The organism is Bradyrhizobium guangdongense (assembly GCF_006483445.1).
Classification (GTDB): domain Bacteria; phylum Pseudomonadota; class Alphaproteobacteria; order Rhizobiales; family Xanthobacteraceae; genus Bradyrhizobium; species Bradyrhizobium guangdongense_A.
Genome location: NZ_PPPT01000102.1, coordinates 1 through 26,005, shown reverse-complemented (window position 1 = coordinate 26,005; position 26,005 = coordinate 1). Strand labels below are relative to the sequence as shown.

23 protein-coding genes and 1 pseudogene are annotated in these 26,005 nt (G+C 65.8%); 9 read left to right on the top strand and 15 right to left on the bottom strand.

The features are described from left to right. Nucleotides 1-206 precede the first annotated feature (206 nt). Together C2U70_RS14845 and C2U70_RS14840 are read left to right on the top strand one after the other, a co-directional pair. Nucleotides 207-1,433, top strand: coding sequence for an HlyD family secretion protein (locus C2U70_RS14845; RefSeq protein WP_140979015.1), 1,227 nt, complete (start codon nucleotides 207-209; stop codon nucleotides 1,431-1,433). A gap of 16 nt (nucleotides 1,434-1,449) precedes the next feature. Further along, nucleotides 1,450-3,072: an MDR family MFS transporter gene (locus tag C2U70_RS14840; protein ID WP_283810376.1), complete on the top strand. Its 1,623-nt coding sequence runs from the start codon at nucleotides 1,450-1,452 to the stop codon at nucleotides 3,070-3,072. 73 nt (nucleotides 3,073-3,145) lie between these two features. Here C2U70_RS14840 and C2U70_RS14835 read toward each other — a convergent pair whose 3' ends face one another. The 7 genes and pseudogenes from C2U70_RS14835 to C2U70_RS14805 all read right to left on the bottom strand — a co-directional run bounded on the left by C2U70_RS14835 (nucleotide 3,146) and on the right by C2U70_RS14805 (nucleotide 8,911). Then, nucleotides 3,146-3,379, bottom strand: a complete 234-nt coding sequence (locus C2U70_RS14835) for a hypothetical protein (protein ID WP_140979013.1) — start codon at nucleotides 3,377-3,379, stop codon at nucleotides 3,146-3,148. An 11-nt stretch (nucleotides 3,380-3,390) separates the two neighbouring features. Then, entirely contained in the window at nucleotides 3,391-4,731 is a 1,341-nt protein-coding gene (gene nhaA, locus C2U70_RS14830; protein WP_140979011.1) for a Na+/H+ antiporter NhaA, read from the bottom strand. A gap of 201 nt (nucleotides 4,732-4,932) precedes the next feature. Beyond that, nucleotides 4,933-7,056, bottom strand: coding sequence for a methyl-accepting chemotaxis protein (locus C2U70_RS33010; RefSeq protein ID WP_186294267.1), 2,124 nt, complete (start codon nucleotides 7,054-7,056; stop codon nucleotides 4,933-4,935). A 383-nt stretch (nucleotides 7,057-7,439) separates the two neighbouring features. Continuing rightward, nucleotides 7,440-7,574 (bottom strand): annotated as a pseudogene (locus C2U70_RS33685) (acyl-CoA dehydrogenase family protein); the annotation flags it as partial. A gap of 9 nt (nucleotides 7,575-7,583) precedes the next feature. After that, nucleotides 7,584-8,144: a cytochrome b/b6 domain-containing protein gene (locus tag C2U70_RS14815; protein ID WP_140979009.1), complete on the bottom strand. Its 561-nt coding sequence runs from the start codon at nucleotides 8,142-8,144 to the stop codon at nucleotides 7,584-7,586. Nucleotides 8,145-8,156: 12 nt separating this feature from the next. Continuing rightward, the gene (locus C2U70_RS14810; protein WP_140979007.1) at nucleotides 8,157-8,432 is read right to left on the bottom strand and encodes a PepSY domain-containing protein; all 276 of its coding nucleotides are present in this window, start codon (nucleotides 8,430-8,432) and stop codon (nucleotides 8,157-8,159) included. Nucleotides 8,433-8,647: 215 nt separating this feature from the next. Beyond that, complete coding sequence (locus C2U70_RS14805; protein WP_140979005.1) at nucleotides 8,648-8,911, bottom strand: hypothetical protein; 264 nt, start codon at nucleotides 8,909-8,911, stop codon at nucleotides 8,648-8,650. Nucleotides 8,912-9,092: 181 nt separating this feature from the next. On the opposite strand from C2U70_RS14805, the gene C2U70_RS14800 reads away from it, so the two are divergent. The 3 genes from C2U70_RS14800 to C2U70_RS14790 are packed head-to-tail and all read left to right on the top strand — an operon-like array spanning nucleotide 9,093 to nucleotide 11,397. Beyond that, nucleotides 9,093-9,380, top strand: coding sequence for a PepSY domain-containing protein (locus C2U70_RS14800; RefSeq protein ID WP_246666756.1), 288 nt, complete (start codon nucleotides 9,093-9,095; stop codon nucleotides 9,378-9,380). Then, nucleotides 9,380-10,045 carry a response regulator transcription factor gene (locus C2U70_RS14795; RefSeq protein ID WP_140979001.1) on the top strand — a complete coding sequence of 222 codons (666 nt, stop codon included), beginning with the start codon at nucleotides 9,380-9,382 and terminating at the stop codon, nucleotides 10,043-10,045. The genes C2U70_RS14800 and C2U70_RS14795 overlap by 1 nt, the downstream gene beginning before the upstream one ends. Further along, a complete protein-coding gene (locus tag C2U70_RS14790) occupies nucleotides 10,042-11,397 on the top strand; it encodes an ATP-binding protein (RefSeq protein WP_140978999.1) in 1,356 nt (451 codons plus the stop codon). Before C2U70_RS14795 ends, C2U70_RS14790 begins: the two co-directional genes overlap by 4 nt. Before the next feature lie 47 nt (nucleotides 11,398-11,444). On the opposite strand, the gene C2U70_RS14785 is transcribed toward C2U70_RS14790, so the two are convergent. From C2U70_RS14785 to C2U70_RS14775, 3 genes are all read right to left on the bottom strand, one after another. Then, nucleotides 11,445-11,666, bottom strand: a complete 222-nt coding sequence (locus C2U70_RS14785) for a hypothetical protein (RefSeq protein ID WP_140978997.1) — start codon at nucleotides 11,664-11,666, stop codon at nucleotides 11,445-11,447. A gap of 51 nt (nucleotides 11,667-11,717) precedes the next feature. Next, a complete protein-coding gene (locus C2U70_RS14780) occupies nucleotides 11,718-12,293 on the bottom strand; it encodes an HdeD family acid-resistance protein (protein WP_140978995.1) in 576 nt (191 codons plus the stop codon). Between the two features lie 106 nt (nucleotides 12,294-12,399). Further along, nucleotides 12,400-13,293 (bottom strand): alpha/beta fold hydrolase, encoded by an 894-nt coding sequence (locus C2U70_RS14775; RefSeq protein ID WP_140978993.1) that lies wholly within the window; start codon nucleotides 13,291-13,293, stop codon nucleotides 12,400-12,402. A gap of 312 nt (nucleotides 13,294-13,605) precedes the next feature. On the opposite strand from C2U70_RS14775, the gene C2U70_RS14770 reads away from it, so the two are divergent. From C2U70_RS14770 to C2U70_RS14760, 3 genes are all read left to right on the top strand, one after another. Further along, nucleotides 13,606-14,151: a sigma-70 family RNA polymerase sigma factor gene (locus C2U70_RS14770; protein ID WP_140979070.1), complete on the top strand. Its 546-nt coding sequence runs from the start codon at nucleotides 13,606-13,608 to the stop codon at nucleotides 14,149-14,151. Then, nucleotides 14,148-14,792 (top strand): ChrR family anti-sigma-E factor, encoded by a 645-nt coding sequence (locus C2U70_RS14765; protein WP_140978991.1) that lies wholly within the window; start codon nucleotides 14,148-14,150, stop codon nucleotides 14,790-14,792. The genes C2U70_RS14770 and C2U70_RS14765 overlap by 4 nt, the downstream gene beginning before the upstream one ends. 77 nt (nucleotides 14,793-14,869) lie before the next feature. Then, nucleotides 14,870-15,460: an RNA polymerase sigma factor gene (locus C2U70_RS14760; RefSeq protein WP_140978989.1), complete on the top strand. Its 591-nt coding sequence runs from the start codon at nucleotides 14,870-14,872 to the stop codon at nucleotides 15,458-15,460. A gap of 3 nt (nucleotides 15,461-15,463) precedes the next feature. On the opposite strand, the gene C2U70_RS14755 is transcribed toward C2U70_RS14760, so the two are convergent. After that, on the bottom strand, nucleotides 15,464-16,291 hold the full coding sequence (locus tag C2U70_RS14755; protein ID WP_140978987.1) for a metal-dependent phosphohydrolase: 828 nt from the start codon (nucleotides 16,289-16,291) through the stop codon (nucleotides 15,464-15,466). A gap of 498 nt (nucleotides 16,292-16,789) precedes the next feature. Here C2U70_RS14755 and C2U70_RS14750 point away from each other — a divergent pair, with 498 nt between their 5' ends. Continuing rightward, nucleotides 16,790-18,205, top strand: coding sequence for a hypothetical protein (locus tag C2U70_RS14750; RefSeq protein WP_140978985.1), 1,416 nt, complete (start codon nucleotides 16,790-16,792; stop codon nucleotides 18,203-18,205). A 93-nt stretch (nucleotides 18,206-18,298) separates the two neighbouring features. Here the strand turns inward: C2U70_RS14750 and C2U70_RS14745 are convergent, their stop codons facing one another. The 4 genes from C2U70_RS14745 to C2U70_RS14730 all read right to left on the bottom strand — a co-directional run. Next, nucleotides 18,299-19,177, bottom strand: coding sequence for a transglutaminase family protein (locus C2U70_RS14745; RefSeq protein ID WP_140978983.1), 879 nt, complete (start codon nucleotides 19,175-19,177; stop codon nucleotides 18,299-18,301). Next, nucleotides 19,174-21,690 (bottom strand): circularly permuted type 2 ATP-grasp protein, encoded by a 2,517-nt coding sequence (locus C2U70_RS14740; RefSeq protein ID WP_140978981.1) that lies wholly within the window; start codon nucleotides 21,688-21,690, stop codon nucleotides 19,174-19,176. Before C2U70_RS14740 ends, C2U70_RS14745 begins: the two co-directional genes overlap by 4 nt. A 27-nt stretch (nucleotides 21,691-21,717) precedes the next feature. After that, nucleotides 21,718-24,987 carry a DUF2126 domain-containing protein gene (locus tag C2U70_RS14735; RefSeq protein WP_140978979.1) on the bottom strand — a complete coding sequence of 1,090 codons (3,270 nt, stop codon included), beginning with the start codon at nucleotides 24,985-24,987 and terminating at the stop codon, nucleotides 21,718-21,720. A 177-nt stretch (nucleotides 24,988-25,164) separates the two neighbouring features. After that, nucleotides 25,165-26,005 (bottom strand): methyl-accepting chemotaxis protein (locus C2U70_RS14730; RefSeq protein WP_246666754.1); only part of this gene is annotated, 841 nt, incomplete at its 5' end.

Below are 26,005 nucleotides of genomic sequence, written 5' to 3'. Positions count from 1 at the left end.
TCCTCATCTGACCGGGCTTGCGGCCGGCCACGGCCGCGCGGCGCCTCTGATCCGGAACTTCCGGACTTTGTTCTGGGCGTTGCTCTCGCCTTCGTGATCGCCATGGGTCAGTCATGCCTTTCCATGATGGCTGTCATTCCATTGACAGTCCGACTATGGGGCCTATTTTGGAAAATATCAAGTTTCCTAATTCATGGAGGCCCGCCATGGGCGCCCAACTCGCTACCGCTCAAGTCACCGCTCTCCAATCCGGTCGCGACCTGCCGGCTGAAACAGGCGATTCCGGGGTTCCCGCACCGATTCCTGTCACCGAGGTTGAGCCAGCGCCTGCGCCGCAGGCACGAAAGGGCGGGCTCAAGCGCGCCGTCATTGCCGGCGCCGCCCTTGCCCTGCTCGCCGCCGCCTCCTGGTATGGCTGGGACTACTGGACCGTCGGACGCTTCACCGTTTCGACCGACGACGCCTATGTGAAGGCCGACAACACTACGATTGCTCCAAAAATCTCAGGCTATCTGAGCCAGGTCCTTGCGGGCGACAATCAACACGTCAAGGCGGGCCAGTTGCTGGCGCGGATCGACGACCGCGATTTCAAGGTCGCGCTCGATCAGGCCAAGGCCGACGTCGCCGCGTCTGCCGCAGCGGTCGCCAGCAAGCACGCGCAGCTCGACGTGCAGCAGTCCGTGATCGATGCCGCGCAGGCAACGCTCAATGTCGACCTGGCGGCGCGCGTGTTCACCGCCCAGGAAAACAAGCGCTATACCGACCTCGCGACCACGGGCTATGGCAGCCTGCAGAATGCACAGAACGCGGAGGCGCGCGACAAGGCTGCGCTCGCGTCCATCGAACGCGACAAGGCGAACCTCGCCTCTGCCCAAGGGCAGGTTGAGCTCCTGAAGGCGGAGCTGGCGCAAGCCGTGGCGGCGGACGCGCGTGCCAAGGCGCTGCAACGGCAGGCCGAACTCAATCTCTCCTACACCACGATCAGCGCGCCGATCGATGGCATCGTCGGCAACCGCACCTTGCGCGTTGGCCAGTTCGTTCAGGCCGGCACGCAATTGATGTCGCTGGTGCCGTCTGATGGCGCCTATGTCATCGCCAATTTCAAGGAAACCCAGCTCGGCCAGGTCCGCGCCGGCCAGCCGGTCGACATCGAGGTCGACATGTTCCCGGGCAAGGCCGTGCAGGGTCATGTCGACAGCCTCGCTCCGGCGAGCGGTCAGGAATTCGCGCTGCTGCCGCCTGATAACGCCACCGGCAACTTCACCAAGATCGTGCAGCGCATACCCGTGAAGATCCTGCTCGACAGCGAAGCGGCCGGATTGCGGCCTGGCATGTCGGTCATTCCGCGAATTCAGACCAAGCCGGGCGTGAAGGAAGCTTCGCAGCCCACATCTCCCGCGCCCGCTCTGGCGCAGCTCGCATCGCAAAGGTGATTCCCAAGGTGATGTCATGTCAGACCTCGTCCTCGCCAACCCGACACCGGCAGCGCGCAAGGCGCCAACGCCGGTCCCGCTAACCACCCAACCCGCACGCGCCAGCGCGACCGTGTGGGTCGCCATCCTCGCCGCCATGGTCGGCGCGTTCATGGCGATCCTGAACATTCAGATCACCAATGCCTCGCTGCTCAATATCGAGGGCGGCATCGGCACCGGCGTCGACAACGGCTCCTGGATCTCGACCTCCTATCTGATCGGCGAGATCGTGGTGATTCCGCTCACCGATTATCTCAGCCGGGTGTTTTCCTTCCGCAACATCATGCTGAGCTTTGCGAGCCTGTTCGCCGCCTTCTCGGTCGCCTGCGCCTTCGCCACCGATCTTCCGACCATGATCGCGTTCCGCGCCTTCCAGGGATTTTTCGGCGGCGTGTTGATCCCCATGGCGTTCACGCTGGTCTTCACGAAGCTGCCGAAGGCCCAGCAACCGATCGGGCTTGCCATGTTTTCGCTAGCGGTCACCTTTGCACCCGCCATCGGGCCCACCATCGGCGGCTACCTCACCGAGAATTACGGCTGGCAGACCATTTTCTTCGTCAACGTCGTGCCCACGGCGGTGATGGTGACGTTGCTCTATCTGACGCTCGAGCGGCAGCCGCTGAACCTCGGCCTGCTTCGCGAGGGCGACTGGTTCGGCATCGCCACCATGGCGATCGGATTGTCCGCGCTGCAGGCGGTGCTCGAAGAAGGCAACAAGAACGACTGGTTCGGCTCGCCCTTCATCGTGAAGCTCGCGGTCGTGGCCGCAGTCAGTCTCGCCGTGTTCGTCGCCAACGAGTTGCTGATCGAGAAGCCGCTGCTGCGCCTGCGGCTATTGACCCAACGGAGCTTCGGGCTCGGCACCCTCGCGGGCGTCTTCATCGGCTTTGCCCTGTTCGGCTCGATCTATTTGCTGCCGGCCTATCTCGGCCAGGTGCAGCGCTACAATGCCGAGCAGATCGGCACCGTGCTGGCCTGGACCGGTCTGCCGCAGCTCCTGCTGATTCCGTTGGTGCCGAAGCTGATGCAGCGCTTCGACATCCGCCTGATCGCCTTTGCCGGCACGGCGATCTTTGCAGCGAGCTCGTTCCTCAACACGGCGATGTCGCCGGACTATTCCGGCGACCAGTTCCTGATCCCCAATATCGTCCGCGCCGTCGGCCAGGCCCTGTTGCTGACGCCGCTGAGCGCGATCTCGCTCGGCAGCGTGGCGCCGCAGGATGCACCCGCGGCCTCCGGCATTTCCAACATGATGCGCAACCTCGGGGGCGCGATCGGCACCGCGCTGCTCTCCACGATCGTGACCAAGCGCGAGCAGTTCCATTCCAACATCATCGGTCAGAGCGTCGATCTCGGCCGTGAGGAGGTGCGCGAGCGGATCGCTGCGATGACGGACTACTTCATGGCGCACGGCATGACCGATGCGGCCGGCGCACGGCATCAGGCCATCATTGCGCTCGGCAAGACGATCAGGCAGCAGGCGCTGGTGATGGGCTTCAGCGACACCTTTGCCGTGGTCGGCATCGTGCTCCTGCTCGCCGGGATCGCACTGCTGCTGACCGGCAAGCCGAAGGCCGCACCGACGGGCGGCGGACACTGAGGTTGCCGCACGCCCATTCGACCGGCTCGTCGGCGATCGTCAGCAGCTCGTCCGGCGATCGCCGACCGGACGATCAGATTTCCCCGCTTTGGGTTGAAACAAGCCTGATAGAGGCCGGACCTTCTATGTTGGCGCGAGCGTAGTCCCGCGCCGACGCAATAAGGGTTTCGACGGCGGACCGGTTGTACGAAGGATGCTTCGGATTCAGATGCAGGCCGGTCTCGACGATCATCACTTGGCAAACGCCGGAGGGCAGTACCTCCACGGCGAACGAGACGAAGGAGACGTGCGAAGCTTTAAACGGCATTGGATTTCACCCTACTGACGTCGAACGTAGACGGCGCCCCACCCGAGTCCGAGCGTGGCGGCGATGAGCGAACCGCAGAGCACGCCCAGCTTCGCGGCGCGCAGCAATCCCTCTTCGGAGAAAGCGAGCATCGAGATGAAGATCGACATGGTGAAGCCGATGCCGGCCAGCAGACCGACCAGCCAGACGCCACCCCACGAAACTCCGGGAGCAAGGCGACACCAGCCCAGCCGTACCGCGACCCAGGTCGCGCCAACGACGCCAATCGGTTTACCGGCGACCAGGGCAAGCGCGGTGCCGACCATCACCAGATGGCCCCCGGCAGGAGGGCCAGCGCCCGTCAGCTCGACGCCGGCATTCGCCAGCGCGAAGAGCGGCATGACGCCGTAAGCGACCCACGGATGCATCGCCATCTGCACCCGTGACACAGGCGGCAGTATCTCTCGGTGAGCTACGCGCAGGTCTCGCAGCGGCTGCTCCAGCCGGTGCGTATCCCTTGCCTCGAGCGCATCGCTGCTTCGCAATTGTTTGAGAACGCGCGACACGACCTCCAGCGGCGGCTCCCGCATCGGCAGCGCAATCGCCGGAGTCATCAGCCCGAGGACAACACCGGCAAGAGTCGGATGGATCCCGGCCACCAGGAATCCGACCCAGACCAGAAAGCCGGGCAGCAAATAAGGGAGCGCAGAGCCGATCCCGATGCGCTGAAATCCCAAAGTCGCGAGAACGCCAACTGCCGCGATGGCGAACCCGCCAGGCTGAAGACCGGAGGTGTAGAAGACCGCAATGATGAGGACCGCAATGATGTCGTCGATGATCGCCAGCGCCAGCAGGAAGACCCGCACATTGACCGGGACCTTTCGTCCGAGCAGTGCAAGCACCCCGACGGCAAAGGCAATGTCAGTTGCTGTCGGCACGGCCCAGCCCTGCCCCCTGGCCGGATCGCCGTTGAGGCTCAGATAGATCAGCGCGGGGACGAGGACACCACCAGCCGCCGCAACGAGCGGCAGGATGGCCTGATCGAGCCTGCTCAGTGCACCCTCGTGAACCTCGCGCCGAATTTCCATGCCGACGACGAGGAAGAAGACCGTCATCAGCGCGTCGTTGACCCAGAAATGCAATGACCTGGAAAAGATGTGGTCCCCGACGCCGATCATGAGCGGAAGGTTCCAGAACGCGTGATAGCTGTGCGCGAATGGAGAATTGGCCCAGATCAATGCGGCCGCGGCAGCAACGAGAAGAGCGCCGCCGCTAACGGCCTCGACATGCAGAAACCGCTGAAGGGTGCTGAGGGCCTGTTCCGCCAGCCGCTGGGCCTTTGGCAGATCATCAAGGGGAGGACTGTCGTTCATGGGCGCACGCTTTCCGCGTGGCGGCCCGACCATCGCTTGACCTGTCGCGGCAAAATGCAGCGAGCACCCGAACGCCGTTATACAGCGCGATGGCGACAGTTCAACCTTGGAAGAATGTTCCCGCAGCGGACGGCGCCGGGCCTCACGCGCGGACTGGTATGTTCATGGCGAAGGACTTGCCGTGGAGGACGGGTGAAAGCATCAGGCCGCACGAACGGAATCGAGGAATTTGGCGACCTCGACCTTGAGCCGGCTGCTGTCGCCGGACAGCATCTGCGCCGCTGACAGTACCTGCGAGGAGGCGGAGCCGGTCTCGCCGGCACCGCGTTCGACATCGGCGATGTTCGACGAAACCTGCTGGGTACCTTGCGCGGCCTGCTGCACGTTGCGGGAGATTTCCTGTGTCGCCGCGCCCTGCTCTTCCACCGCGGCTGCAATGGTGGAGGAGATTTCCGACAGCCGTTCGATGGTCCCGGAAATCGCCCTGATCGCGCCGACCGACTCGCCGGTCGCGGCCTGGATGCCCGAGATCTGCTGGCTGATCTCGCCGGTTGCCTTGGCCGTCTGCTCGGCCAACGCCTTCACTTCCGAGGCGACCACCGCAAACCCGCGGCCGGCCTCGCCGGCGCGCGCCGCCTCGATCGTGGCGTTGAGCGCGAGCAAATTGGTCTGGCCCGCAATCGTGTTGATGAGCTCGACGACGTCGCCGATGCGGCCGGCAGCGGCGGACAATTCGCTGACGCGCGCATTGGTGCTGCGCGCCTGATCGACGGCGGCGCTCGCCATGTTCGCGGACTCCTGAACCTGCCTGCTGATCTCGCTCACCGAGGAGGTGAGCTGTTCGGTCGCCGAAGCCACCGACTGAACGTTGGCCGTCGCCTGTTCGGATGCAGCGGCCACCGCGGTTGCCAGTTGCTGCGATCGGTCGGCGGTCGCGGTGAGCGTTTTGGCAGAGGCCTCGAGCTCGGTCGAGGCCGACGACACGGTCTCGACGATTTCCCCGATCCTGGCTTCGAATTCGTCGGCAAGCCGGTTCATCGCGGCGGCCTTCTCGGCCTGCGCCGATTTTTCCTGCGCCTCGCGCTCGGCCTGCATCGCGCGAACCGTTTCGGCGTTCTGCTTGAAGACGAGCAGTGCGCGCGCCATCGCGCCCATTTCGTCGCGCCGCTGCGTGCAGGGCACCTCGACCGAGGCGTTGCCTCCGGCGATTTCGCTCATCGCCGCGGTCATCTGGCCGACGGAGCTGACGATGCGGTTGAAGACGATCCACAGCGTGCCGGCTGCCATCATGATCGACAGGGCCATGAGGGCGGCGTTGAGGAGCAGCGTATGGAGACTGGTGCGCTGGGCGAGATCGGTGAGCTTTGCAGCCTCGTCGCTGGCGGTTGCGCTGAGCGCGATCACATCGTCGATCGCCTTGGTCGACTGGCTAAACCAGTCAGCCGACGAGATCGGATAGCTTCCGCCGGATGCGCCTGCGCCATAGACCGCCTTGCGGGTTTCCTCGAAGCGGCCGAAGACGCTCTCGCGCAGGCGGTCCCTGCCCGCGACGATCGCCGCCGGCGCCGACGACTTTGCGGCATAGGCCTGGACATAGTCCCAGGCGCCCTCGAGGCGGCCGCGGAAGGCGGCGAGATTGCCGATTTCCTGCGAGGTCATCGGTCGTCCCGCGGCGACCAGCCCTGCCACGGCCGCGCGCTCGCGGCCGAGAAACTCGCTCATGATCCAGAGAAAATGCTTGAGGTTTTGCAAGCTCGACAGGCGCGACTGGATGTCGTCCTCCTCCATCGCCGCGGCCACGCGAAGCGCCTGGCTCCCGGTGATGAGCGCGGTGATGGTGGGAGCCCATTGCGAGACGACGGTCTTGTCGCGCGCGCTGAAGGGCTTTGCGAGTTCGGCATCCACACGAGTCCGCAGGGCGGCGAGTTGCTCATGCGCGCTCTTCGCGCCGGCCACCATCTGGTCCTTGTTGGCGAAGTGTCGCGCAGCCAGCCGGACCAGCGCCTGCTCGAACGGCTGGTCGCCACGCTTGCGGAAGTCTGCGATCGTCGTCTTCTGAGCGTCCGCGACCGGATCCGCCGCATTGAGCGCCAGATTGGTCGCGCCGCGCTCGCGGGCCCATTGCCCGGCACTATCGAGCAGGAGGTCTGCGATCTCGTTGACGGACGCGGCCTCGGAGGCCGTGGCCCGCTCCTGACTGGCATTGCGCAAGACATAGCCGGAGAGGCCGATGCCGAAGAGGGCGAGCAGCGACACCGCCGCTACGAGCAGATTGCGGATGCTCCATACCGTCGCGCTTTGCGCGGACGCATTGATACCAGGCATTTCCTTACCCCTCTCTGGGATCGGAGCTGCCGCGTTCAAATCCGGGCCAAAACTCCGAGATTCCAAGCAACCTCGTGGATCTCACTTCAGCGGGGAGCGGATCGAACACTTCGCGCGGAAAGGAGCAGCAACGGATTCACATGGCCTCGTTGGGCCACGCGCCATAATTCGGCGCTTGGCAAAATAGTACCCGTGAAGGTCCCACGTTAAACTTAACGACGGCTGCGTAGAACTACGGGGATTTGCCTGCAAATAGCTGAAATAAAACAACTTTTACGCGCAACGCGGCACAGGCTGCACGCGGGGATCACGGGCCGGCTACTTAAAGTTTCGCGCGCCGAATTTGCTATCGTATCCAGCTCTTGCGCACGAGGGCACCGCGCCTACCCCGCCATCACGCCGCCACGCTTGATCAGCTCCTTGCCGACGGCGGCGACGTGCACCTGGTCGGGGCCGTCGCCGATGCGGATGAAGCGGGCATAGACATCGGCGCGGGCGAGCAAGGTAGGGCAAGCCACCCACCATGCTCAAGCCCCGCGTTTGCTGCCAGTTATCATGGCCTTCACCAGATTCTCGCGGTGCTCGAAGCTCGCCACCAGCACGCCAAGCACGTGGACAACGACAAGACCGATGGTGAGGTTCGCGAGCGCTTCATGCACGTCTTCAAGCATCTCCGAGCCCCAATAGGCATCGGTCGTCATCATATGGCCGGTGGTGCAGGTGCCGATCAACAGTACGATCAGCGCCACGATCATGGCGCCACCAGCCGGATTGTGACCGAGATAGCGCGGCGCCCTGAGCAGCACCACGTCACGCAGATAGGCGAGCACCGCGCGTGGCGACCGCAAGAACGCGCTGAAGCGCGCATGGGGTGGACCCACGAAGCCCCACACGATCCGCAGCGCCAGCAATCCGGCAATTGCGTAGCCCGCGGCGATGTGCACCTTCACGATGTCATCGCCGGTCATATATGCGAGCAGGAACAGCCCCGCCAGCGACCAGTGGAATACCCGCACGAATGGGTCCCAGACCTTGACCGATGCCGGCGGCACGCCGCCGGCATCGGTCGTGAAATTCAGCCTCTCCATCTCGCCGACCCCTCAGCGCTGACCGACGATCTTGCCGTTCGTCGGGTCGACGAACAGCTCGACCTGCTGATCGTTCTTGTCGCGCGTGTAGAACTCGCCGCAGGCGTTTTTCAGCTTCGCATTCCTCACGGTGTAACCTTGGGCTTCGATCTTGGCTTGCAGATCGTCGATCGAGAGCCACTGGCTCTGCTGCGTGGCGGTGCAGGGACGACCGAGGCTGCCGGCGTGAGCGGTCGCGGCGGTGGCAAGCAAGGCGGTGGCAATGGTGACGGTGGCGATCGTTCGCATGGGGTTCTCCTGTGTGCAGCGTCCGGCCGCATCATGCGGCGAGGCGATGCGCTAACGTTGGCAGGAAGGTGCTGACGGCCGCCTGTCGGGCGATGTCAGCGAGTTGTCAGGCAACGGTGACATGAGCGAATGCAACCGAGGCATTGCGCCCGAAAATGCAAAAGGAGCCGGCGGCATGGCCGCCAGCTCCTCCCGCTGCAAGCGAGGCTTGCGTGTCAGTCGTGATCGACGTGCTTCCGGTGCTTGTGCTCGCGAGCCTCCTTGCCGTGTCCGTAGACATCGTCGTCGCTGCGATCACGCATGCGGTGCTCGGCCCGCTCGCGCTTCTCGTGTGCAATCGCGTTGCCGCGGTTGTCGGTGTCCGTGGAGGTCAGCTCGCTGCCGTTGCTCCCTGCCCGCTCGGCGTCGCTGCTGGCCTGGGCCGCGGCCATGAAGCCGATCAGGGCCGCGATGACACCGAGGATGATGGTCTTGCGCATGGTCGTTGTCCTTTCAGAATTCCGTTTGTATTTGGGTGACCGGACGTCCGGCCGGGAATGACCATGGCAGAACCTCGCTGACGACTTCCCGTTGATCCATGTCAGCTACTTGTCAGGTCGATTAGGGCATGGTCCGCCCATGCGACTGCGCGAACGTTCCGGATTTCTTGCGATCTTGCTGATGGCAGGCACGCTGCTTGCGGCGGCGCCCGTCGCAATGGCCGGCGAGTCCGACAAAGGTGCGCCCGAAGCGGTCCGCCGCGCGGTCGCGGCCGGCGAGATCAAGTCGCTCGCCGAGATTATGGCCGCCGCGCGCGACAAGCTGCCCGGCGAGGTTGCCGGCGTCAAAATCGAGCAAGAGCGCGGTCGCTGGCTTTACGAATTCCGGGTCGTCGACGGCACGGGCCGCCTGTATGAAGTCTACGTCGACGCGCGCAGCGGCAAGATCGAGAAGATCAAGGAGAAGTAATGCGTCTGCTGCTTGTCGAAGACGACCGGCGCATCGCAGCCGACGTCGAAGGTGCGCTGAAGGCGGCCGGCTACGTGGTCGAAGCCGTCCGCGACGGCGAGGAAGCCTGGTTCCGCGGCGATACCGAGGACTACGGCGCCGTCATCCTCGATCTCGGACTGCCGGGCATGGATGGTCTGGCGGTGCTGAGGCGCTGGCGCGCCAACGGCCGCACCATGCCCATTCTGATCCTGACCGCGCGCGGCAGTTGGGCCGAGCGCGTGGACGGCATCGATGCCGGCGCCGACGACTATCTGCCCAAGCCGTTCCGCATGGAGGAGTTGCTGGCGCGACTTCGCTCGATCGTGCGCCGCTCCGCCGGTCACGCCTCTTCGCTGGTGGTCGCGGGCGACATCGAGCTCGACGAGCGCCAGATGAAGGTCAGCGTGCGCGGCGTCCCGGTGGCCTTGTCTCCGCTGGAATACCGCCTGGTCGCCTACCTCTTGCGCCACCGCGGCCGTGTGGTGTCGCAGCATGAGCTGGACGAGAACGTCTACGGTCACGGCGAGGACCACGACTCGAACGCGCTGGAGGTGCTCGTCGGCCGCGTCCGTAAAAAACTCGGTCCCGACCTGATCGCGACCCGGCGCGGCTTCGGCTATCTGGTGCCGGAGACGCCATCGTGAGCTGGGGTTCGCTGCGGCTGCGACTGGCGGCCGGCGGTGTCGTCACCATCCTGATTGCACTGACCATCGCCGGCGCCGGATTGATGCTGCTGTTCGAGCGCCACGTGACCCGCGCGCTCGGCGACGACCTCGACATTTATCTCAAGCAACTGGTCGCCGGTATCGACGTCGATGCTCAAGACAAGCTGGTTGTGAATCGGCCGCCGGCCGATCCGCGTTTCGCCGACCCGCTGTCGGGGCTATACTGGCAGGTGTCCGACGACCGCGGTCAGTTGCTGCACTCCCGCTCGCTGTGGGATGCCGCGCTGGAGCTGCCGCAGGACGAGCCATCGCCCGGCGAACTGCATCGTCACGTCATCTCCGGGCCGGCGAACGCCCGCCTGCTGGTCGGCGAACGCCGCGTGCTGCTCACCATCGGCGGTCGGCGTGCGCCGGTGCGGGTCGCGGTGGCCGCCGATCTCGCACGCGTATCGGTTGCCGTGTCGCAATTCGCCAGGGATTTGGTGGCAGCACTCGGCCTGCTGGGCCTGGTGCTGGCGATCGCCACCTCGATCCAGGTCCGGCTGGGGCTGCGTCCGCTCGACGCATTGCGCCGCGGGGTGGCGGATGTCCGTTCCGGGCAACGTAAGCACCTTCCGGCGGATGTTCCAACCGAGGTGAAGCCGCTGGTCGAGGAGGTCAACGGCCTGATCGACGCCCAGGAACGCGAGATCGAACGTTCGCGGAGCCGCGCCGCCGACCTGGCGCACGGGCTCAAGACGCCGCTCGCCGCACTTGCCTCCGATGCCGCGCGTCTGCGCGAACGCGGCGAGGAAGACATCGCCCACGGCATCGAAGCCGTGGGTGATGCCATGAGCCGTCATGTCGACCGTGAACTGGCGCGCGCCCGGGTGCGCGGCACGGCACGCCAGCACAGCGGCGTTTCCACGCCGCTCAAGCCGCTCGTCGATTCGCTGATCGCCACGCTCTCCCGCACGGCAGCGGCGCAACGGCTCGAATTCGAAACCCGCATCGCCGGTGAGCCCAACCTGCCGCTCGACCGCACCGATCTCGCCGAAGTCCTGGGCAATCTCTTGGAAAATGCCGTCCGTCACGCCAGCAACCGCGTCCGCATCAGCGCCGCCGCGGGTCCTGCGGTTACGGTCGAAGATGACGGACCGGGCATTGCACCGAACGAACGCGCGAAGGTGCTCGAACGCGGCGCGCGGCTCGATGAGCGCGGCGAAGGCGCCGGCATCGGCCTATCCATCGTGCAGGACGTCCTCAGCGCTTATCGCTGGCGGCTCGTGCTCGCAAACTCCGAGCTTGGCGGGCTGAAAGCCATCGTCGCGCCAGAGCCCGCACTCGATTGAAGATCCGCTTCAAATGCGCCTTCGCGCACCCTGGCGGCACGCCGGCGTCAGCCGACGCGCCGCGCACCCTCATACGAGCGTCGCAGCAGCGCAAACAGGCTGCCGCCGGTCGCCGCACCAAGGAGATAGACGACGATGGTCTGGACCGCGAGCGGCAGGCTGACATTGATCCTGAAGAACGTCATCGTCACCGTCTCGAGATTCTGAAAGGCGAAGACGATGATCGCGACGGCCAGCAGCACGATGATCGCGAGATAAACCCAACGCATGACGATCTCCAACGGTGCCCACTTCGCTCGGAAAACGCTTTTGCCTGGCGCCTATGACTTGCGCTTCAGCCCGAGGCCCAGCCCGATCCAGCCGGCACCAGCAAAGATCAGGTCGATGCCGAGGAACACACCGAGGATATAGACGCTGTTGACCGGCCAGCGCGCCAGGATCATCAGGCCAAGCAGCAGCGTAATCACGGCCGACAGCGCGACCCAGATCCAGGGGCTCTCGCGCTTCATGCTGAAGGCGAGAAACAGCCTGACGACGCCGGATGCGATCAGCGACGCGCCCAGGAACAGGGTCAGCAACACGGCGGCAAACAGCGGGTTCTCGAAGGTGAGGAAGCCGGCGATGATGTAGAGCGCGCCCAGCAGCGCCCAGATCAAAAATTTGCCCCAGCTCTTCATTTGGAAGGCACCGATGACCTCGGTGACCCCGGCCACGATCATCATGGCGCCGACCACGATGACGCTCGCCACCGTCGCCATCACGACGCTGCCGAGCGCGACGAAGCCGGCGATGACGTAGACCACACCGAGCGCGACGATCCAGCCCCATTTGGCGCGCAGCGGCGCGATGGCGGAACCCAGGCTGTGATTTTGAGACGTATCCGAAGCAGTTGTCATGACGGTACTCCCGACTGCAACTCGACATTGGCACACGCCAGAATAGCATGGCTTGGCCGGCGGCGACAGCGGTCAGCTTTTGCTCATCTTTCCCGATCGGTTGCGCCTATGCGGCTGCGGCCTTCCGCAGGTCCAGCACGGCCTGCGCCCATTCGGCGGGCCGCTCCTGGGGCAGATTGTGACCGGCGTCGCGAAACACCCGCCGCTCGAAAAAGCCTTCGAACTTGCGCGCATGGTGCGCGGTGCCGGGGTTGACGCCGTCGGCGTCGCCATCGATCGCGATCGTGGGCACGCGGATCGGCGGCTGTGCGGCGAGCTGCTGTTCGATTCCCGCATAGGCCGGGTCGCCCGCGACCAGCGCATAGCGATGGCGATAGGAGTGGATCACGACATCGACGAAATCGGGATTGTCGAACGATGCGGCGCTCTTCGCAAAGGTCGCGTCGTCAAATTTCCATGTCGGCGACCACATCGTCCAGAGCTGGCGGGCAAACCCCGCTCGGTTGCGCTCCAGCGCGCGGCGGCCGCGCTCGTTGTGGAAGAGATATTGATACCAGAGCGCGGCCTCCTCCGGCGGGGAGGCCGGCTCCATGGCGCGCGCGATATTCTGGATGTTGTAGGAATTGCCGGAGACGAGCCCGACCACGCGCTCCGGATAGAGCGCGGAGACGACGCAGGCCGCGCGCCCGCCCCAGTCATAGCCGCCGACCACCGCGCGCTCGATCCCGAGGGCATCCATGAAGGCCAGCAGATCGGCACCAAGCGCCGCCTGCTCGCCCGAGCGCAACGCCGAGGGCGAGCGAAACCGCGTCGGCCCGTAGCCGCGCAGCCACGGCACCAGCACCCGCGCACCGGCCTGCGCGATGACAGGCGCGGTCTCGGCATAGGCGTGGACGTCGTAGGGAAAGCCGTGGCCGAGGATGCAGGGCCAGCCGTCGGGCGCGCCGTAGTCGAGATAGGCGATATCGAGGATTTCGGTCGCGACGGTTTTCGGCTGCATGCGGCACCTCTGGCGAGGCCGGAGGATAAATTGTCGCGCCCTCGCGATCCATCCCCTGCTCTCCGCTGTAAGGATCAAACAGGCGCGAGGCAGCCGTGCTGCTTGTCCTGCGGGAACCGTCCGCCTAGAACGAAATGACTTCGGCGCGGGTGATCCAGCAGGCAGCGACCATCGTTTCCCGACGGACATATGAACCGAGGCTTCATGAACGCCGGACTTCGAGCTGTGAGCAGGCCAGACTGGAGCGGACGCTCCAGCCGGGCACTCCGGCGGAGCCGGCCGCAGCGGCTTGGTGAAAGGCCCAAAACGACGGTGGACTGGGCTGATCTGATCGGACGCGTCGCAGCGCATGGCGATCGTGACGCGTTCAAATTTCTGTTTGAGCATTTTGCTCCGCGCGTGAAGGGTTTTCTGGTCAAGACCGGGATGCAGCCCGACGCGGCGGAGGAGATTGCGCAAAGCACGCTGGTGGCGGTCTGGCGCAAGGCGGGGCAATTCGACCCGTCTTCCGCCGGCGCCGCCGCATGGATTTTCACCATCGCGCGCAATTTGCGCATCGACGCGGCCAGGCGTGCGGCGCGGCAATCCCGGGCAGACCAGCCGACCGAGCCCGATGATGGCCTCGATGCCGTGGAGTCGCCGGAGACCACCATGGCGCGCCGCGACGACGTCACGCGGGTCACCGCGGCGCTGTCGCGCCTCTCCGAGGAGCAATCCACGGTCATCCGGCTGTCGTTCATAGAGGAGCGGCCGCATGCCGAGATCGCGTCCGCGCTCGGCATTCCCTTGGGCACAGTGAAGTCGCGCATCCGCCTGGCAATGAGTAAACTGAGAGACCTCCTGGACGAACCCCGATGACCATCAACCACCATCCGCCAGAGGACCTTTTGGCCGACTTTGCGACCGGCTCTCTCGACGAGGCCGATCACCTCGTCGTCGCCGTCCATGCCGCGCAATGCCCGCGCTGCAGCCGCTTCATCCAGGCCATGGAGCATCTCGCGGGCGCGGCGCTCGAGGAGGCCCGGCCGATCGCGCTGAGCGGCACGTTCAAGGCCATCATGGCCAGGATCGACGAGGGCCCGGCCGAGCCATCGGCCGCCGCCCCTGTGCCAGCCGGGCTCCCGGATGAGGATTTGCCGGACATCCTGCGCCGCTGCCATTTCGGCAAGCGCCGCCGGGTGGCGCCGGGGGTCAAGCTGCAGCCGATCATCCTGCCGGGCGCGGGCCAGTCGCGCGCGTTCCTGCTGTGGTCCGCACCCGGCACCAAGATGCTGCAACATTCCCACACCGGCACGGAGCTGACCTGCGTGCTCAAGGGCAGCTTTGCACATGAGGGCGGCCATTATGGCCCCGGCGATTTCGATTTTGGCGACGGCGAGGTCGACCACCAGCCGCTCGTCGGCGGCGGGGAGCCCTGCCTCGCCCTGGTCGCGATGTCCGGGGATCTGAAGCTGCATGGCTGGCTCGGCCGGCTGATCACGCCCTTCGTGCGGCTCTGAACGTCCCGGCAAGATTGCTGGAGTGATCCAAGCGGACACAGATGTCGTTTCCCGTTTCGAAAGTGAGGGAGGACGACATGAGCTGCAGCAGAGGCTTGCCAAGGGATCCGGCGGTCATGCGCCTGAGCGAGTTGATCTGCCGGAGCGGCCGCGGCGACGAGCGAGCCTTTGAGGACCTTTACGCGGCAACCCATGCCAAGCTGCGCAAGACCGCGCGCACCGTGTCGCCAAAGCTCGTTGACGTCGAAGACCTGCTGCAGGACGCCTATCTGAAGATCTGGAAGCATGCCGGAAGCTTCGATCCGGCTCGCGCCTCGCCGATCACCTGGATGTGCACGATCCTGCGCAACACCGCGATCGACGCGTTGCGACTGAAGCAGGTCGCCACGATCGAGCTCGACGAGGGCCTGTCCGTGCCCGATCCCGCCGACCAGCCCGCCGACGAATTCGACTATGCCTTCGCCCAGCCGATCGCGGCCGGCGTCATCGAAAGACTTCCCGACGATCGCCGCCAATTGCTGTCGCTCGCCTATCTCGAAGGCGAAAGCCGCATCCAATTGTCGCAGCGTTTCGGCGTGCCGGTCGGTACCGTGAAGACGTGGCTGCGCCGCACGCTGGAAACGGTCGGCAGGGAGTGCCGGGCGAGCATCCCGGCTTACAATTCGTAACCGCTATTTCTGCGGACCCGACAGCGAGATGTCGCGCTCGGCGCGGAATACGTTACTATAGAGGTTGGCGATCCATTGCCGGCCGATCTCGGTCTTGTTGAGATAGCTGATCTCGGTCTGGATGTGCGGCGCGACGCTGTCCCAATAGAATTGCGGATAGCGATGCACGATGTCGGCCGGCGAGTCGTAGCCGAGCTGGCGGTTGATGCCGACTTCCTCGAATTCGTAATAGAGCGCGTTGGTCTTGCGCAGATAGTTGGGATCGCCGAGCTGGCCGATGAAATCGGCCGCGCGCAACACCTTGGCGTCCTCGTCATAGTCCTGGCCCTCGCGCGCCGGAAAGCGGGTGCCTTCGATGGCGCGTGCCACCCGCTCGCGGTCGAGCCCGGGGATCTGCTCCAGCCGCTGCATCACATAGAGTTTTGAACGGTCGACGTGGTACATCATCAGGCTGGCATCGGAGGCGCCGCGCGGCAGCGCGATCTTGGTGCCGGCCTCGTCCACCACAAATCCGTCCTCGTCGTCTTCCTCGAACAGGCCGCGCACATAGCCGATGTCGTGCGTGAGGCAGGCGATCAGGATGTGGACGTAGTCGTCCGCCGTAAGATGAGTGTGCAGACCGCGGCCGCGCATGATCGCCTGCCCCGCCAGGGTCACCAGCATCGTATGCTCGATATTGTGATAGAGCGCGTCGCTGTTGCCGATGCATTCCAGCGCCATGCGGGTGGCGATCTCGAGCGTCTTGGCATGAGACTCGTCGAACCGGCGACGCATGAACGAGCCAAGAAACTCCTCCAGGGCGTCCGCCGCCAGTCCCGGTAACGTCATCATCGATGCAGCCCCGTCGTCCGTGGTGTCCCGCGCCAACTCCTGCCGTCTCGTTTCTTGTTCGCCCGGAAACAGCATAGCGCATCCTGGGGCGGGTGACCAAACCTCCGAGCGCGTGACCGGGAAGATACGGAAGTATCTTGCAACTCCGGCTGGCCGCGAGAAGCATAGCCGCTACAAGCCGTCACGCAACCGTTGGACGGCGCCGTTGACATGACATTGATGTCAGCAATGGATCGACCGCATTGGTCATCCCCGCAAATCGCCGCACGTGCCGTTGCGGGATTGTCCCTGTCGCGTCTCTGGTCGACGCACACGTCCACGCCATCCCGGTTAGCGCCCTGCCCCTCGCCCGTGCGGTGCGGCAAGCCGGATAAGCGGCCTGCATCACCCCCGCGACGGTCCCGCCGCTAACCATGCAGACTGCGTCCTTGCGCGAGAAACTTGATCTTGGACGGGTTCCCAAATAGCAACAGACGTCGCCGAAGTGAGGAATTCACGATGTGGCTGTTCTTCGTGCTGGTTTGGTTAGGCCTTTTGGCGGTGATCGGGGTCTTCGCGCAGCAGGCCTTCGGTTACGATTTTGCGCATCTTTCGGCGTCCTTTTCCGCACTCCCCCTGGCGCAGCGCTATGCGGTCGGCGCCCTCCTCGTCATGGCCCTGCTCCTGATCGGGGCCAGCGTCTTCCAGGCCTTCAGGCTCTCGCGCCAGGACAAGAGCCTGAAGACGCTGCGCGATCGCCTCAAGAACACCCGCGAGGACGTCGTGGTGGCGCACGCGCTGCAGAACCACCTCGATGCCACCGTCCAGCACCTGATCGAGAGCGATCCAAGGGAAGCCGTCTCCGCGCTGGAGCAGAAGCTCGGCGAGATCGAGCAGCGGGCCATCCTGCAGCAGAGCCGCAACCAGTCCACCGACATGCACGACCAGCTCGCGGAAATCCGGCGCCGCCAGCAGAGCCTGCGCGAGATGGTCGGCAAGGTCGCCGCCGAGCGGCGCGCGATCGAGCCCGTCTTCACCGAGATCAAGGATCGCCAGCACCAGATCGAACGTGCCCTCACCGATATCGAGACCGACGACCGGAAGGCCAATCTGGCCGACCGCCTGAAGGACCTCGACCGCGATGCCTCGGGATTGCTGGCACGGGTCAACACCGTGCAGGACTCCTTTGCGACGCTGAGCCGCTTCAAGGAAGAGCTCGTCAAGTCGCAGGCCGAGCTCGTGCCGCTGCGGGCGCCAGAGGCCGGCATCAACACCCTGATCGGCGAGCTTCGGCTGAACCGCGATGCGCTGGCAAAAATCCTCGACGAGCTGGAATCGACCGGCGACGATGCGCTGAGCTCACGGGTCGAGGCGCTGTCCAAGGCCAAGCTCGAGATCGAGCAGCGGGTCGCGCAGGTCGAGGACAGCCATAACATCCTCAACGCGGTCCGGATGGATTTTGACGAGTTGCGGGAGCGCCAGGCGCATCTGGACCGCGCGCTCGCGGCCATCGAGACCGATGCCGACGGCAAGAGCCTTGCCGACCGGCAGAACGCGCTGAACGATTTCGTCATCCAGTCCCGCCTGCGGCTGCGGACGCTGCAGGACACGCTCGCGACGCTCAACGGCTTCAAGGAGGAGCTGTCGAAATCGCAATCCGACCTCGTGCCGCTGCAAGCCCCGGTGTTCGGCATCGAAGCCCTGATCGCGGAGGTTCACCGCATCCGCGATCTCCTCGCCAAGACCGTCACCGAGATCGAGCAGCACGGCGACGCCGCGCTGAGCACCCGCGTCGAGGCGCTATCCGTGAGCAAGCGCGAGATCGAGGGCAAGCTTGCGCAGATCTTCGAAAATTTCGGCACGCTCGATGCGCTGCGGAAGGACATCGGCGGTATTTTTACGACGATCCGAAATACGCTGAACAGGATCGGGTGAGCCCCGTCGCCCCGGACAAGCGCGCCCTAAGCGCGCGCCGATCCGGGACGACACCGAGAATGAGGCTACGGCCTGCCTCCATCTCCTCGCCCCCTACTCCACCAGCACCACATCCACGGCGACACCGAGCTTCTGCTTCGGCGAGCCCACGATGATGCCGTCGACCGGCGAGACGTCGGAGAAGTCGCGGCCGATTGCGAGCTCGATGTGGTCGTTGGCGATCAGCAGATCGTTGGTCGGATCGAACCCGATCCAGCCGAGATCGGCGCCGCACCACAGCGACACCCAGGCGTGGGTGGCGTCGGCGCCCTGCAGGCGCGGCTGGCCGGCCGGCGGGATGGTGCGCAAATAGCCGCTGACATAGGCCGCCGGCAGGCCGAGCCCGCGCAGGCCTGCGATCATCACATGGGCAAAGTCCTGGCAGACGCCGTGACGGTTGTCGAAGACCTCCTTCAGCGGCGTCGAGATCACGGTCGCCTTGGCGTCGTAGCGGAATTCGGTGCGGATGCGGTGCATCAGGTCCACGGCAGCGGCAAGGATGCCGCCACCGGGCGCAAAGCTCGCGGCCGCATAGGCGGTCACGGGCCGCAGCACCGGCACCAGCGGGCTCGCGAAGACGTAGCCGACCGGCGAAGCCGGGCCGAGGCTCGTCGCCTCGAGGGCGATATCGCGGATGCTCTCCCAGGGCGGGCTAGAGGCATCGCGCGCCGGCGGCTTCCGCGACACCGAGACGCGCGACTTGGAATCGATCCTCAAGTTGCGGTGCGCGACCTCGATCACGACGCTCTCGGTCAGGATGCCGAAGAAATCGCGCCGCGCGGTGCGGTCAGACGGGCGCGGCCGGATCTCGACGCTGTGCGAGATCAGCTCCTGCCCGTCGCCGCTCTTCGGCTCCAGCCGCAGCGTGCAGCGGGCGAAGCTGACCGGAGATTCATAGGAGTAAGTCGTGACATGGCGGATGTCGTAGATCACGCCAGCCCCGTCAGCTTTTCCGGCCGGCTGGCATTGGGGCCGTGCGGGAAGTAGTGTGATCCGATCGCGTCCGCGAGGCTGAGCAGATCCTGCTCCAGCGCAAACAGCGACTTGACCTCGAGCTTCTCGGCCTCTGCCGTGGCAAGCATCGCCTGCACCGCGACCGCGAGGCGCTCCGGCCGCTCGATCAGCCCATATTCCTTCAGACTCGGAAGCGCTGCGATGTGCTCGTTCAGGGTTGCGACCTGGAAGGCGACCGAGCGCGGATTGTAGGTATCGAGCACCGCGAGGTCGCGCACCGGCGCCAGCACCGGCGCCAGCAGATAGCGCGAGCGATAGGTGATCTGGCAATCGACCAGCGTCAGCAAGATATCGAGATCCTCGTCGCCGGCCTCGTCATAGGCGAACTGCCGCGCGAAACGCGTGGTGTTGATGGCGCGCTCGACGCGGCGTCCGATGTCGAGGAAGCGCCAGCCGGCGGCGCGGTTCATGTTCTCCTGCGCAAGGCCGGCAAAGCTCGCGAGCTCCTGCAAGGTCAGTTCGGCCGCGCTGAGAATGGAGTCGTCGTCCTCGACCTCATAGGCGAGCCGCTCGGCCATCTCGGTGATGACCTGCCAGGCGTCGGGCGAGAGCCGCTCGCGCAGGCTCGTCGCCGTGCGCTGCGCCGCGCGCACCAGCGACAGCGCCGAGCCGAAACGCTCCGCGCTTTGCAACGCCTCGGCCGTGATGCGCGCGGGCGTCGCGCGCGAGGCCTGCGAAATCGCGCCCCATGCCACCAGCAGGCGCTGAATGCGCTCGGACGACTGCACCGTCGCCGAGGTGCCCTTGTTGGGCCCGCTCGGCGAGCCCAGGGCCCGCACCAGCCGCAGCGTCGCTTCGGCACGCTCGAGATAGCGGCCGAGCCAGAACAGATTGTCGGCGGCGCGGCTCGGCAGCACGCCGGCGACGCGGCGGATGCGCACCTTGTCGGTTGCCGGCAGCAGCGTCGCGGTCGAGACCTGCTTGTTGGAGACGACCCAGACGTCGGCAGCGCGCGCACCGTCGCCCATCGACACGGCGCGGGCGTCGGGCTGCTCGGCGATCCGGCAGAAGCCGCCTGGCATGATGGCCCAGCCATCGGGCGTTGCGGCCGCGAACACGCGCAGCACGAAGGGACGCGGCGTGAGCTGCCCCCGCTCCCACACCGGCATGGTCGAGAGACGCACGACCTCCTGGCCGACATAGTCGAGCCCGCGATCGCCGATCGCGTCGATCAGGCGCTGGCGCTGCGACGCATCGAGCTCGCTCGCGAGCACCGGGCCGTTTGAGGGAAAGCCCGGCACGAAACGGTCATAGGCGCCTTCGATGGCGACTTCGTCGAGCCGCGACAGCACCTCGTCGCGCGCCGACTTCTGCCCGCACCACCAGGTCGCAATATGCGGCATCTTGAGGTCTTCGCCGAGCAGCCGGCGGCTCAGCGCCGGCAGGAAGCCGAGCAGCGCGCGCGCTTCCAGCACGCCGGAGCCCGGCATGTTGGCGACCACGACGCCGTCCTTGCGCAGCACGTCGATCAGGCCGGGCACGCCAAGGCGCGAGGACGCGTCGAGCTCCAGCGGATCGAGGAAATTGGAATCGACGCGGCGCAGCAGCACGTCGAGCCGCTTCAGGCCGGCGACAGTGCGGATGTGAATGCGGTTGTCGCTGACCGCGAGATCGTCGCCCTCGACCAGGAGAAAGCCGAGATAGCGCGCGAGCGTGGCATGCTCGAAATAGGTCTCGCTGAACGTGCCGGGCGTAAGCACGCCGATCCGCGGCTCGTCGCGATCGGCACTGCCGCGAAGACTGTCACGAAAAGCCTCGAAGAACGGTGCGACGCGCGGAACGTTCATCGACTTGTAGAGATCGGAAAAGGCGCGCGACAGCACCAGGCGATTTTCCAGCGCATAGCCCGCACCCGAGGGCGCCTGCGTGCGATCGCCGAGCACCCACCAGCGCCCGTCGGGGCCGCGGCCGACATCGGCGGCGTAGATCGACAAATAGCGTCCGCCCGGCGGCGGCACGCCGCAAACCGGACGCAGATATTCGGGGCTGCCGGCGATCGCGGCGGCCGGCAGCGCGCCTTCGGCGACGAGCCGCCCCTCGCCGTAGATATCGCGCAGCACGAGCTCGAGCAGCTCGGCGCGCTGCTTGATGCCGGCCGAGAGCTGCTGCCAGTCGGCTTCGTCGATCAGGAGCGGCAGATGGCTGAGCGACCACGGCCGGTCGGCGCTGTCGCCGGGGGCCCGGTAGGTGACGCCGGCCTCACGCAGATGGCGGTCCGCCATGGCGAACCGGCGCTCGATCTCATCGGGGGCGAGCGCCCCGAACGCGTCGAAGAAGCGATTCCAGACCGCACGGGGCGCGCCGTCGGGTCCCAAGAACTCGTCGGGAATGCCGGGCAGCCGGCTATAGTCGCGGACCCATTGCGCCAAGCGGCGCTGGCCGAGGCGTGCCCTGCCCGTCTGACCAGACCCCTCGGTTGCGCCTGCGCCCATCCGTCTCTCCCTGCCCCATCACTATACTCAATGCAGGAGCGGCGTTCGCAAGTCGAGGGTCAGCGGAAACTCAATTGTGCGTTCCTCGGGCGGCGGCTGGACCAGGCCGGGCGTATGGCCGTGATCCTGGAAGCGCGCCAGCCGCCGCGCCTCGGCCTCGTAGGTGTTGACCGGCTTGGTGTCGTAGCTGCGGCCGCCGGGATGGGCGACGTGATAGACGCAGCCGCCGAGCGCGCGGCCGTTCCAGGTGTCAATGAGGTCGAAGGTCAGCGGCGCGTGGACCGGGATGGTCGGGTGCAGGCCGGAAGCCGGCTGCCAGGCCTTGAAGCGGACGCCCGCCACGGCCTCGGCGGACCGGCCGGTCGAGGTCATCGGCAGGCGGCGACCGTTGCAGGTCACGACATGCCGCCCCTCGACGAAGCCTTCGGCCTTCACCTGGAGCCGTTCGACGGACGAATCGACATAGCGCACCGTGCCGCCGGCCGAGCCCTCCTCGCCCAGCACGTGCCAGGGCTCCAGCGCCTGGCGCAGCTCCAGCGTCACGCCGCCATGGTTGACGCGGCCGAAGGCAGGGAAGCGGAATTCGAGCTGGGCCAGATACCATTCCGGTTCGAACGGATAGCCGGAGCTCTTGAGATCGGAGAGCACGTCCAGAAAGTCTTCCCAGATGAAATGCGGCAGCATGTAGCGGTCATGCAGCGCCGTGCCCCAGCGCACGAACTTGCCCTGTTGCGGCTCGCGCCAGAGTTTTGCGATCAGCGCGCGAATCAGGAGCTGCTGGGCCAGCGACATGCGCGGATCCGGTGGCATTTCGAGCGCGCGGAATTCGACCAGGCCGAGCCGTCCCGTGGGCCCGTCAGGCGAATAGAGCTTGTCGATGCAGATCTCGGCGCGGTGAGTGTTGCCGGTGATGTCGACCAGCAGATGCCGGAACAGCCGGTCGACCAGCCACAGCGGCGTCTGGTAGCCAGGCGGCGGCACATGCGAGAGCGCGATCTCGAGCTCGTAGATGCTGTCGTGCCGGGCCTCGTCGATGCGCGGCGCCTGGCTGGTCGGCCCGATGAAGAGGCCGGAGAAGAAATAGGACAGCGACGGATGCCGCTGCCAGTACAGCACGAGGCTCTTCAACAGATCGGGCCGGCGCAGGAACGGCGAGTCGGCCGGGCTCGAACCTCCGACCACGACATGGTTGCCGCCGCCGGTGCCGGTGTGGCGGCCGTCGACCAGGAAGCGGTTGGCGCCGAGGCGCACCTTGCCCGCATCCTCGTAGAGGCCGGTGGTGATGTCGACCGCATCGCGCCAGCTCCTCGCCGGCTGGATGTTGATCTCGATCACGCCGGGATCGGGCGTCACCTTGATGACTTCGATGCGCGGGTCGAATGGCGGCGGATAACCCTCGACATGGACCTGAAGCTGCATCTCCTCGGCGGTGGCTTCGAGGGCGGCGACCAATTCGAGATAATCCTCGATGCGCTCGACCGGCGGCATGAAGGCGCAGAGCACGCCGTCGCGGACTTCGACCGACATCGCGGTGCGAACCGGGACGGATGTATTGAGCTGTTCGGGCGCGACCCGCGGCGGCGATTCCGGGCGCGCCGCAAGCGTGAACACCGGCAGCTTGCCGCGCGGCTCCATCGGGTCCCGCTCGACGATGTAGGGATATTGGTTGGGCGGGACGTAGCCGAGCGAGCCGATCGGCAAGCGCAGGCCGAGCGGTGAATCGCCGGGTGTCAGGAACAGATGATTGCGCCGGAGTTGCCAGCGCTCGCTGCGCCAGCGCGGCGGCGCGTTCCAGCGCTGCACCGGCAACACGAAGCCACGTGGATTGTTGAGACCCTGCTCGAACACGCGCGCAATGCGCGAACGGGCCTCCGGATCGGACAATTTGGGATCGGACGGCGTGACATTGACGGGAAGCTCGGCTTCCTTCTGAAGCCAGAGCGCGGTGTCTTCATAAGCCGGCATGATGTAGCCGGGATCGAGCCCGAGCCGCACCGCCGCGCCCTCCACGAACGCCTGGGCGTCCTTGACCTCGGCGCGACGCGGATTTTCGATCTTGGCGATGAGGTCGGCATTCTTCCAGATCGGCACGCCGTCCTTGCGCCAGTAGAGCCCGAAGGCCCAGCGCGGCAGGCTCTCGCCGGGGTACCATTTGCCCTGGCCGTAATGCAGGAGACCGCCGGGCCCGAACCGCGTGCGCAGGCGGCGGATCAGATCGTCGGCGAGTGCGCGCTTGGTCGGACCGACGGCCTCGGTGTTCCATTCCGCCGCTTCCAGATCATCGACGGAGACGAAGGTCGGCTCGCCACCCATGGTGAGACGCACATCCTGGGTTGCGAGATCGCCGTCGACCTGCTCGCCGAGATCGTTGAGCCGGATCCAGGATTCGTCGGAGAACGGCTTCGTGATCCGGGGCGCCTCGCGGATGCGCCGGACACTCATGTCGAAGGCGAACTCGACCTCGGCAAAGCCGGCACCGCCGGAGATCGGCGCCGCGGAGCGATAGTGCGGCGTGGCGGCAACCGGGATGTGCCCTTCGCCCGCGAGCATGCCCGATGTCGCGTCGAAACCGATCCAGCCGGCGCCCGGCAGGTACACTTCGGCCCAGGCGTGCAGATCGGTGAAATCATTCTCGACTTCAGGCGGCCCCTCGATCGGGTCGATGTCGGGACGGACCTGGATCAGATAGCCGGAGACGAAACGGGCGGCGAGCCCGAGGTGACGGAAGGTCTGGATCAACAGCCAGGCGGAGTCGCGGCACGAGCCGGCTGAGGAGGCGAGCGTCTCCTCCGGCGTCTGCACGCCCGGCTCCATGCGGATGACGTAGTTGATCCGCTTTTGCAGCTCCCTGTTGAGATCGACCAGGAAGTTGACGGTGTTCGGGGCTTCGTGCGGGATCGTGTCGAGATATTTTGCGAACAGGCGATCCGGCTTGATAGTCTCGAGATAGGGCGCGAGCTCCGTCTTGAGGTCCTTCGGATACTCGAATGGAAAGCTGTCGGCATAGGGCTCGACGAAGAAGTCGAACGGATTGACCACGGTCATCTGCGCCGTGAAATCGACCTCGATCTTCAGCTCGGTGGTCTTCTCAGGAAAGACGTAGCGCGCCAGCCAATTGCCCTGCGGATCCTGCTGCCAGTTCACGAAATGGTTCGAGGGCGTGACCTTGAGCGAATAGCTCAGGATCGGCGTGCGCGTGTGTGGCGCCGGCCGCAGGCGGATGGTCTGCGGCCCCAGATCGATCGGACGGTCGTATTTGTAGTGCGTGACGTGGTGTAATGCGACGTAGATCGACACGGATGCGGTGCTCCAGCAGCTTTTTTGAGCAGAACACCGCTAGTGGTCGCGATCAAGCACTAACAACGGGCATGGTGTGCCTAGGAAGTCGTCGTCCCGGACAAGCGGAGCCCCTGGCAACGCGTAGCGTTGTCCAGAGCGAAGTGCAGATCCGGGACGACAGGGTCGGGGGCGGCCTCAGGCCGCGGACGTCAGCCGCTGCAGGAACTGGGTGACCTCACGCCGCAGCGTCTCGACCTCGCCATGGACGCGCTCGGAGGCGCTGTTGACGCGTGAGGCGACGCGCCCGGTGTCATCAGCCGCGTCGCTGATGCTGCTGACGTTGGAGGAGACCTGCGAGGTGCCGGCCGAAGCCTGCTGCACGTTGCGCGCGATCTCGCGGGTCGCCGAGCCCTGCTGCTCGATGGCGGCGGAGATCGAGGCGGTGATGCCGTTGATCTCGGTGATGGTCTGCGCGATCGCCTCGACCGCGGTGACCGAATTGGTCGTCGATTGCTGCATCTCACCGACCTTGGCGCTGATCTCTTCGGTCGCCTTCGCGGTCTGGTTGGCAAGGCTCTTGACCTCGGAGGCCACCACGGCAAAGCCGCGACCGGCTTCGCCCGCGCGGGCCGCCTCGATGGTGGCGTTGAGCGCCAAAAGATTGGTCTGCTCGGCGATCTCGCTGATCAGCTTGACGACGTCGCCGATCCGCATCGCCGCGTCGGCAAGGGTGCGGATCTCGCTGCCGGCGCGGTTGGCTTCGTTGACCGCGCGGCCGGTGCTCTGGGTCGAGCTTGCAACCTGACGGCTGATCTCGGCGATCGAGGATGACAGCTCCTCGGCGGCGCTTGCAACGGTCGCGACATTGCTCGAGGCCTGGTCGGAGGCGGTGCGCACGCCGGACGTCTGACGGCTGGTCTTCTCGGCCGCAGCCGCCATCTGGCCCGCGTCGGATTCGAGGTCGGTCGCAGCGTTGACGAGACCGCCGGCGATCGCGTCGAGATGGGTGCCGAACTCTTTTGCGAGATCGGCGATC

Excerpts from the sequence above, each read along its gene's own strand:
- C2U70_RS14845 (WP_140979015.1), top strand. The coding sequence starts at position 207 with ATGGGCGCCCAACTCGCTACCGCTCAAGTCACCGCTCTCCAATCCGGT.
- C2U70_RS14840 (WP_283810376.1), top strand. The coding sequence starts at position 1,450 with ATGTCAGACCTCGTCCTCGCCAACCCGACACCGGCAGCGCGCAAGGCG.
- C2U70_RS14835 (WP_140979013.1), bottom strand. The coding sequence starts at position 3,379 with ATGCCGTTTAAAGCTTCGCACGTCTCCTTCGTCTCGTTCGCCGTGGAG.
- nhaA (WP_140979011.1), bottom strand. The coding sequence starts at position 4,731 with ATGAACGACAGTCCTCCCCTTGATGATCTGCCAAAGGCCCAGCGGCTG.
- C2U70_RS33010 (WP_186294267.1), bottom strand. The coding sequence starts at position 7,056 with ATGCCTGGTATCAATGCGTCCGCGCAAAGCGCGACGGTATGGAGCATC.
- C2U70_RS14815 (WP_140979009.1), bottom strand. The coding sequence starts at position 8,144 with ATGGAGAGGCTGAATTTCACGACCGATGCCGGCGGCGTGCCGCCGGCA.
- C2U70_RS14810 (WP_140979007.1), bottom strand. The coding sequence starts at position 8,432 with ATGCGAACGATCGCCACCGTCACCATTGCCACCGCCTTGCTTGCCACC.
- C2U70_RS14805 (WP_140979005.1), bottom strand. The coding sequence starts at position 8,911 with ATGCGCAAGACCATCATCCTCGGTGTCATCGCGGCCCTGATCGGCTTC.
- C2U70_RS14800 (WP_246666756.1), top strand. The coding sequence starts at position 9,093 with ATGGCAGGCACGCTGCTTGCGGCGGCGCCCGTCGCAATGGCCGGCGAG.
- C2U70_RS14795 (WP_140979001.1), top strand. The coding sequence starts at position 9,380 with ATGCGTCTGCTGCTTGTCGAAGACGACCGGCGCATCGCAGCCGACGTC.
- C2U70_RS14785 (WP_140978997.1), bottom strand. The coding sequence starts at position 11,666 with ATGCGTTGGGTTTATCTCGCGATCATCGTGCTGCTGGCCGTCGCGATC.
- C2U70_RS14780 (WP_140978995.1), bottom strand. The coding sequence starts at position 12,293 with ATGACAACTGCTTCGGATACGTCTCAAAATCACAGCCTGGGTTCCGCC.
- C2U70_RS14775 (WP_140978993.1), bottom strand. The coding sequence starts at position 13,293 with ATGCAGCCGAAAACCGTCGCGACCGAAATCCTCGATATCGCCTATCTC.
- C2U70_RS14765 (WP_140978991.1), top strand. The coding sequence starts at position 14,148 with ATGACCATCAACCACCATCCGCCAGAGGACCTTTTGGCCGACTTTGCG.
- C2U70_RS14760 (WP_140978989.1), top strand. The coding sequence starts at position 14,870 with ATGAGCTGCAGCAGAGGCTTGCCAAGGGATCCGGCGGTCATGCGCCTG.
- C2U70_RS14755 (WP_140978987.1), bottom strand. The coding sequence starts at position 16,291 with ATGATGACGTTACCGGGACTGGCGGCGGACGCCCTGGAGGAGTTTCTT.
- C2U70_RS14750 (WP_140978985.1), top strand. The coding sequence starts at position 16,790 with ATGTGGCTGTTCTTCGTGCTGGTTTGGTTAGGCCTTTTGGCGGTGATC.
- C2U70_RS14740 (WP_140978981.1), bottom strand. The coding sequence starts at position 21,690 with ATGGGCGCAGGCGCAACCGAGGGGTCTGGTCAGACGGGCAGGGCACGC.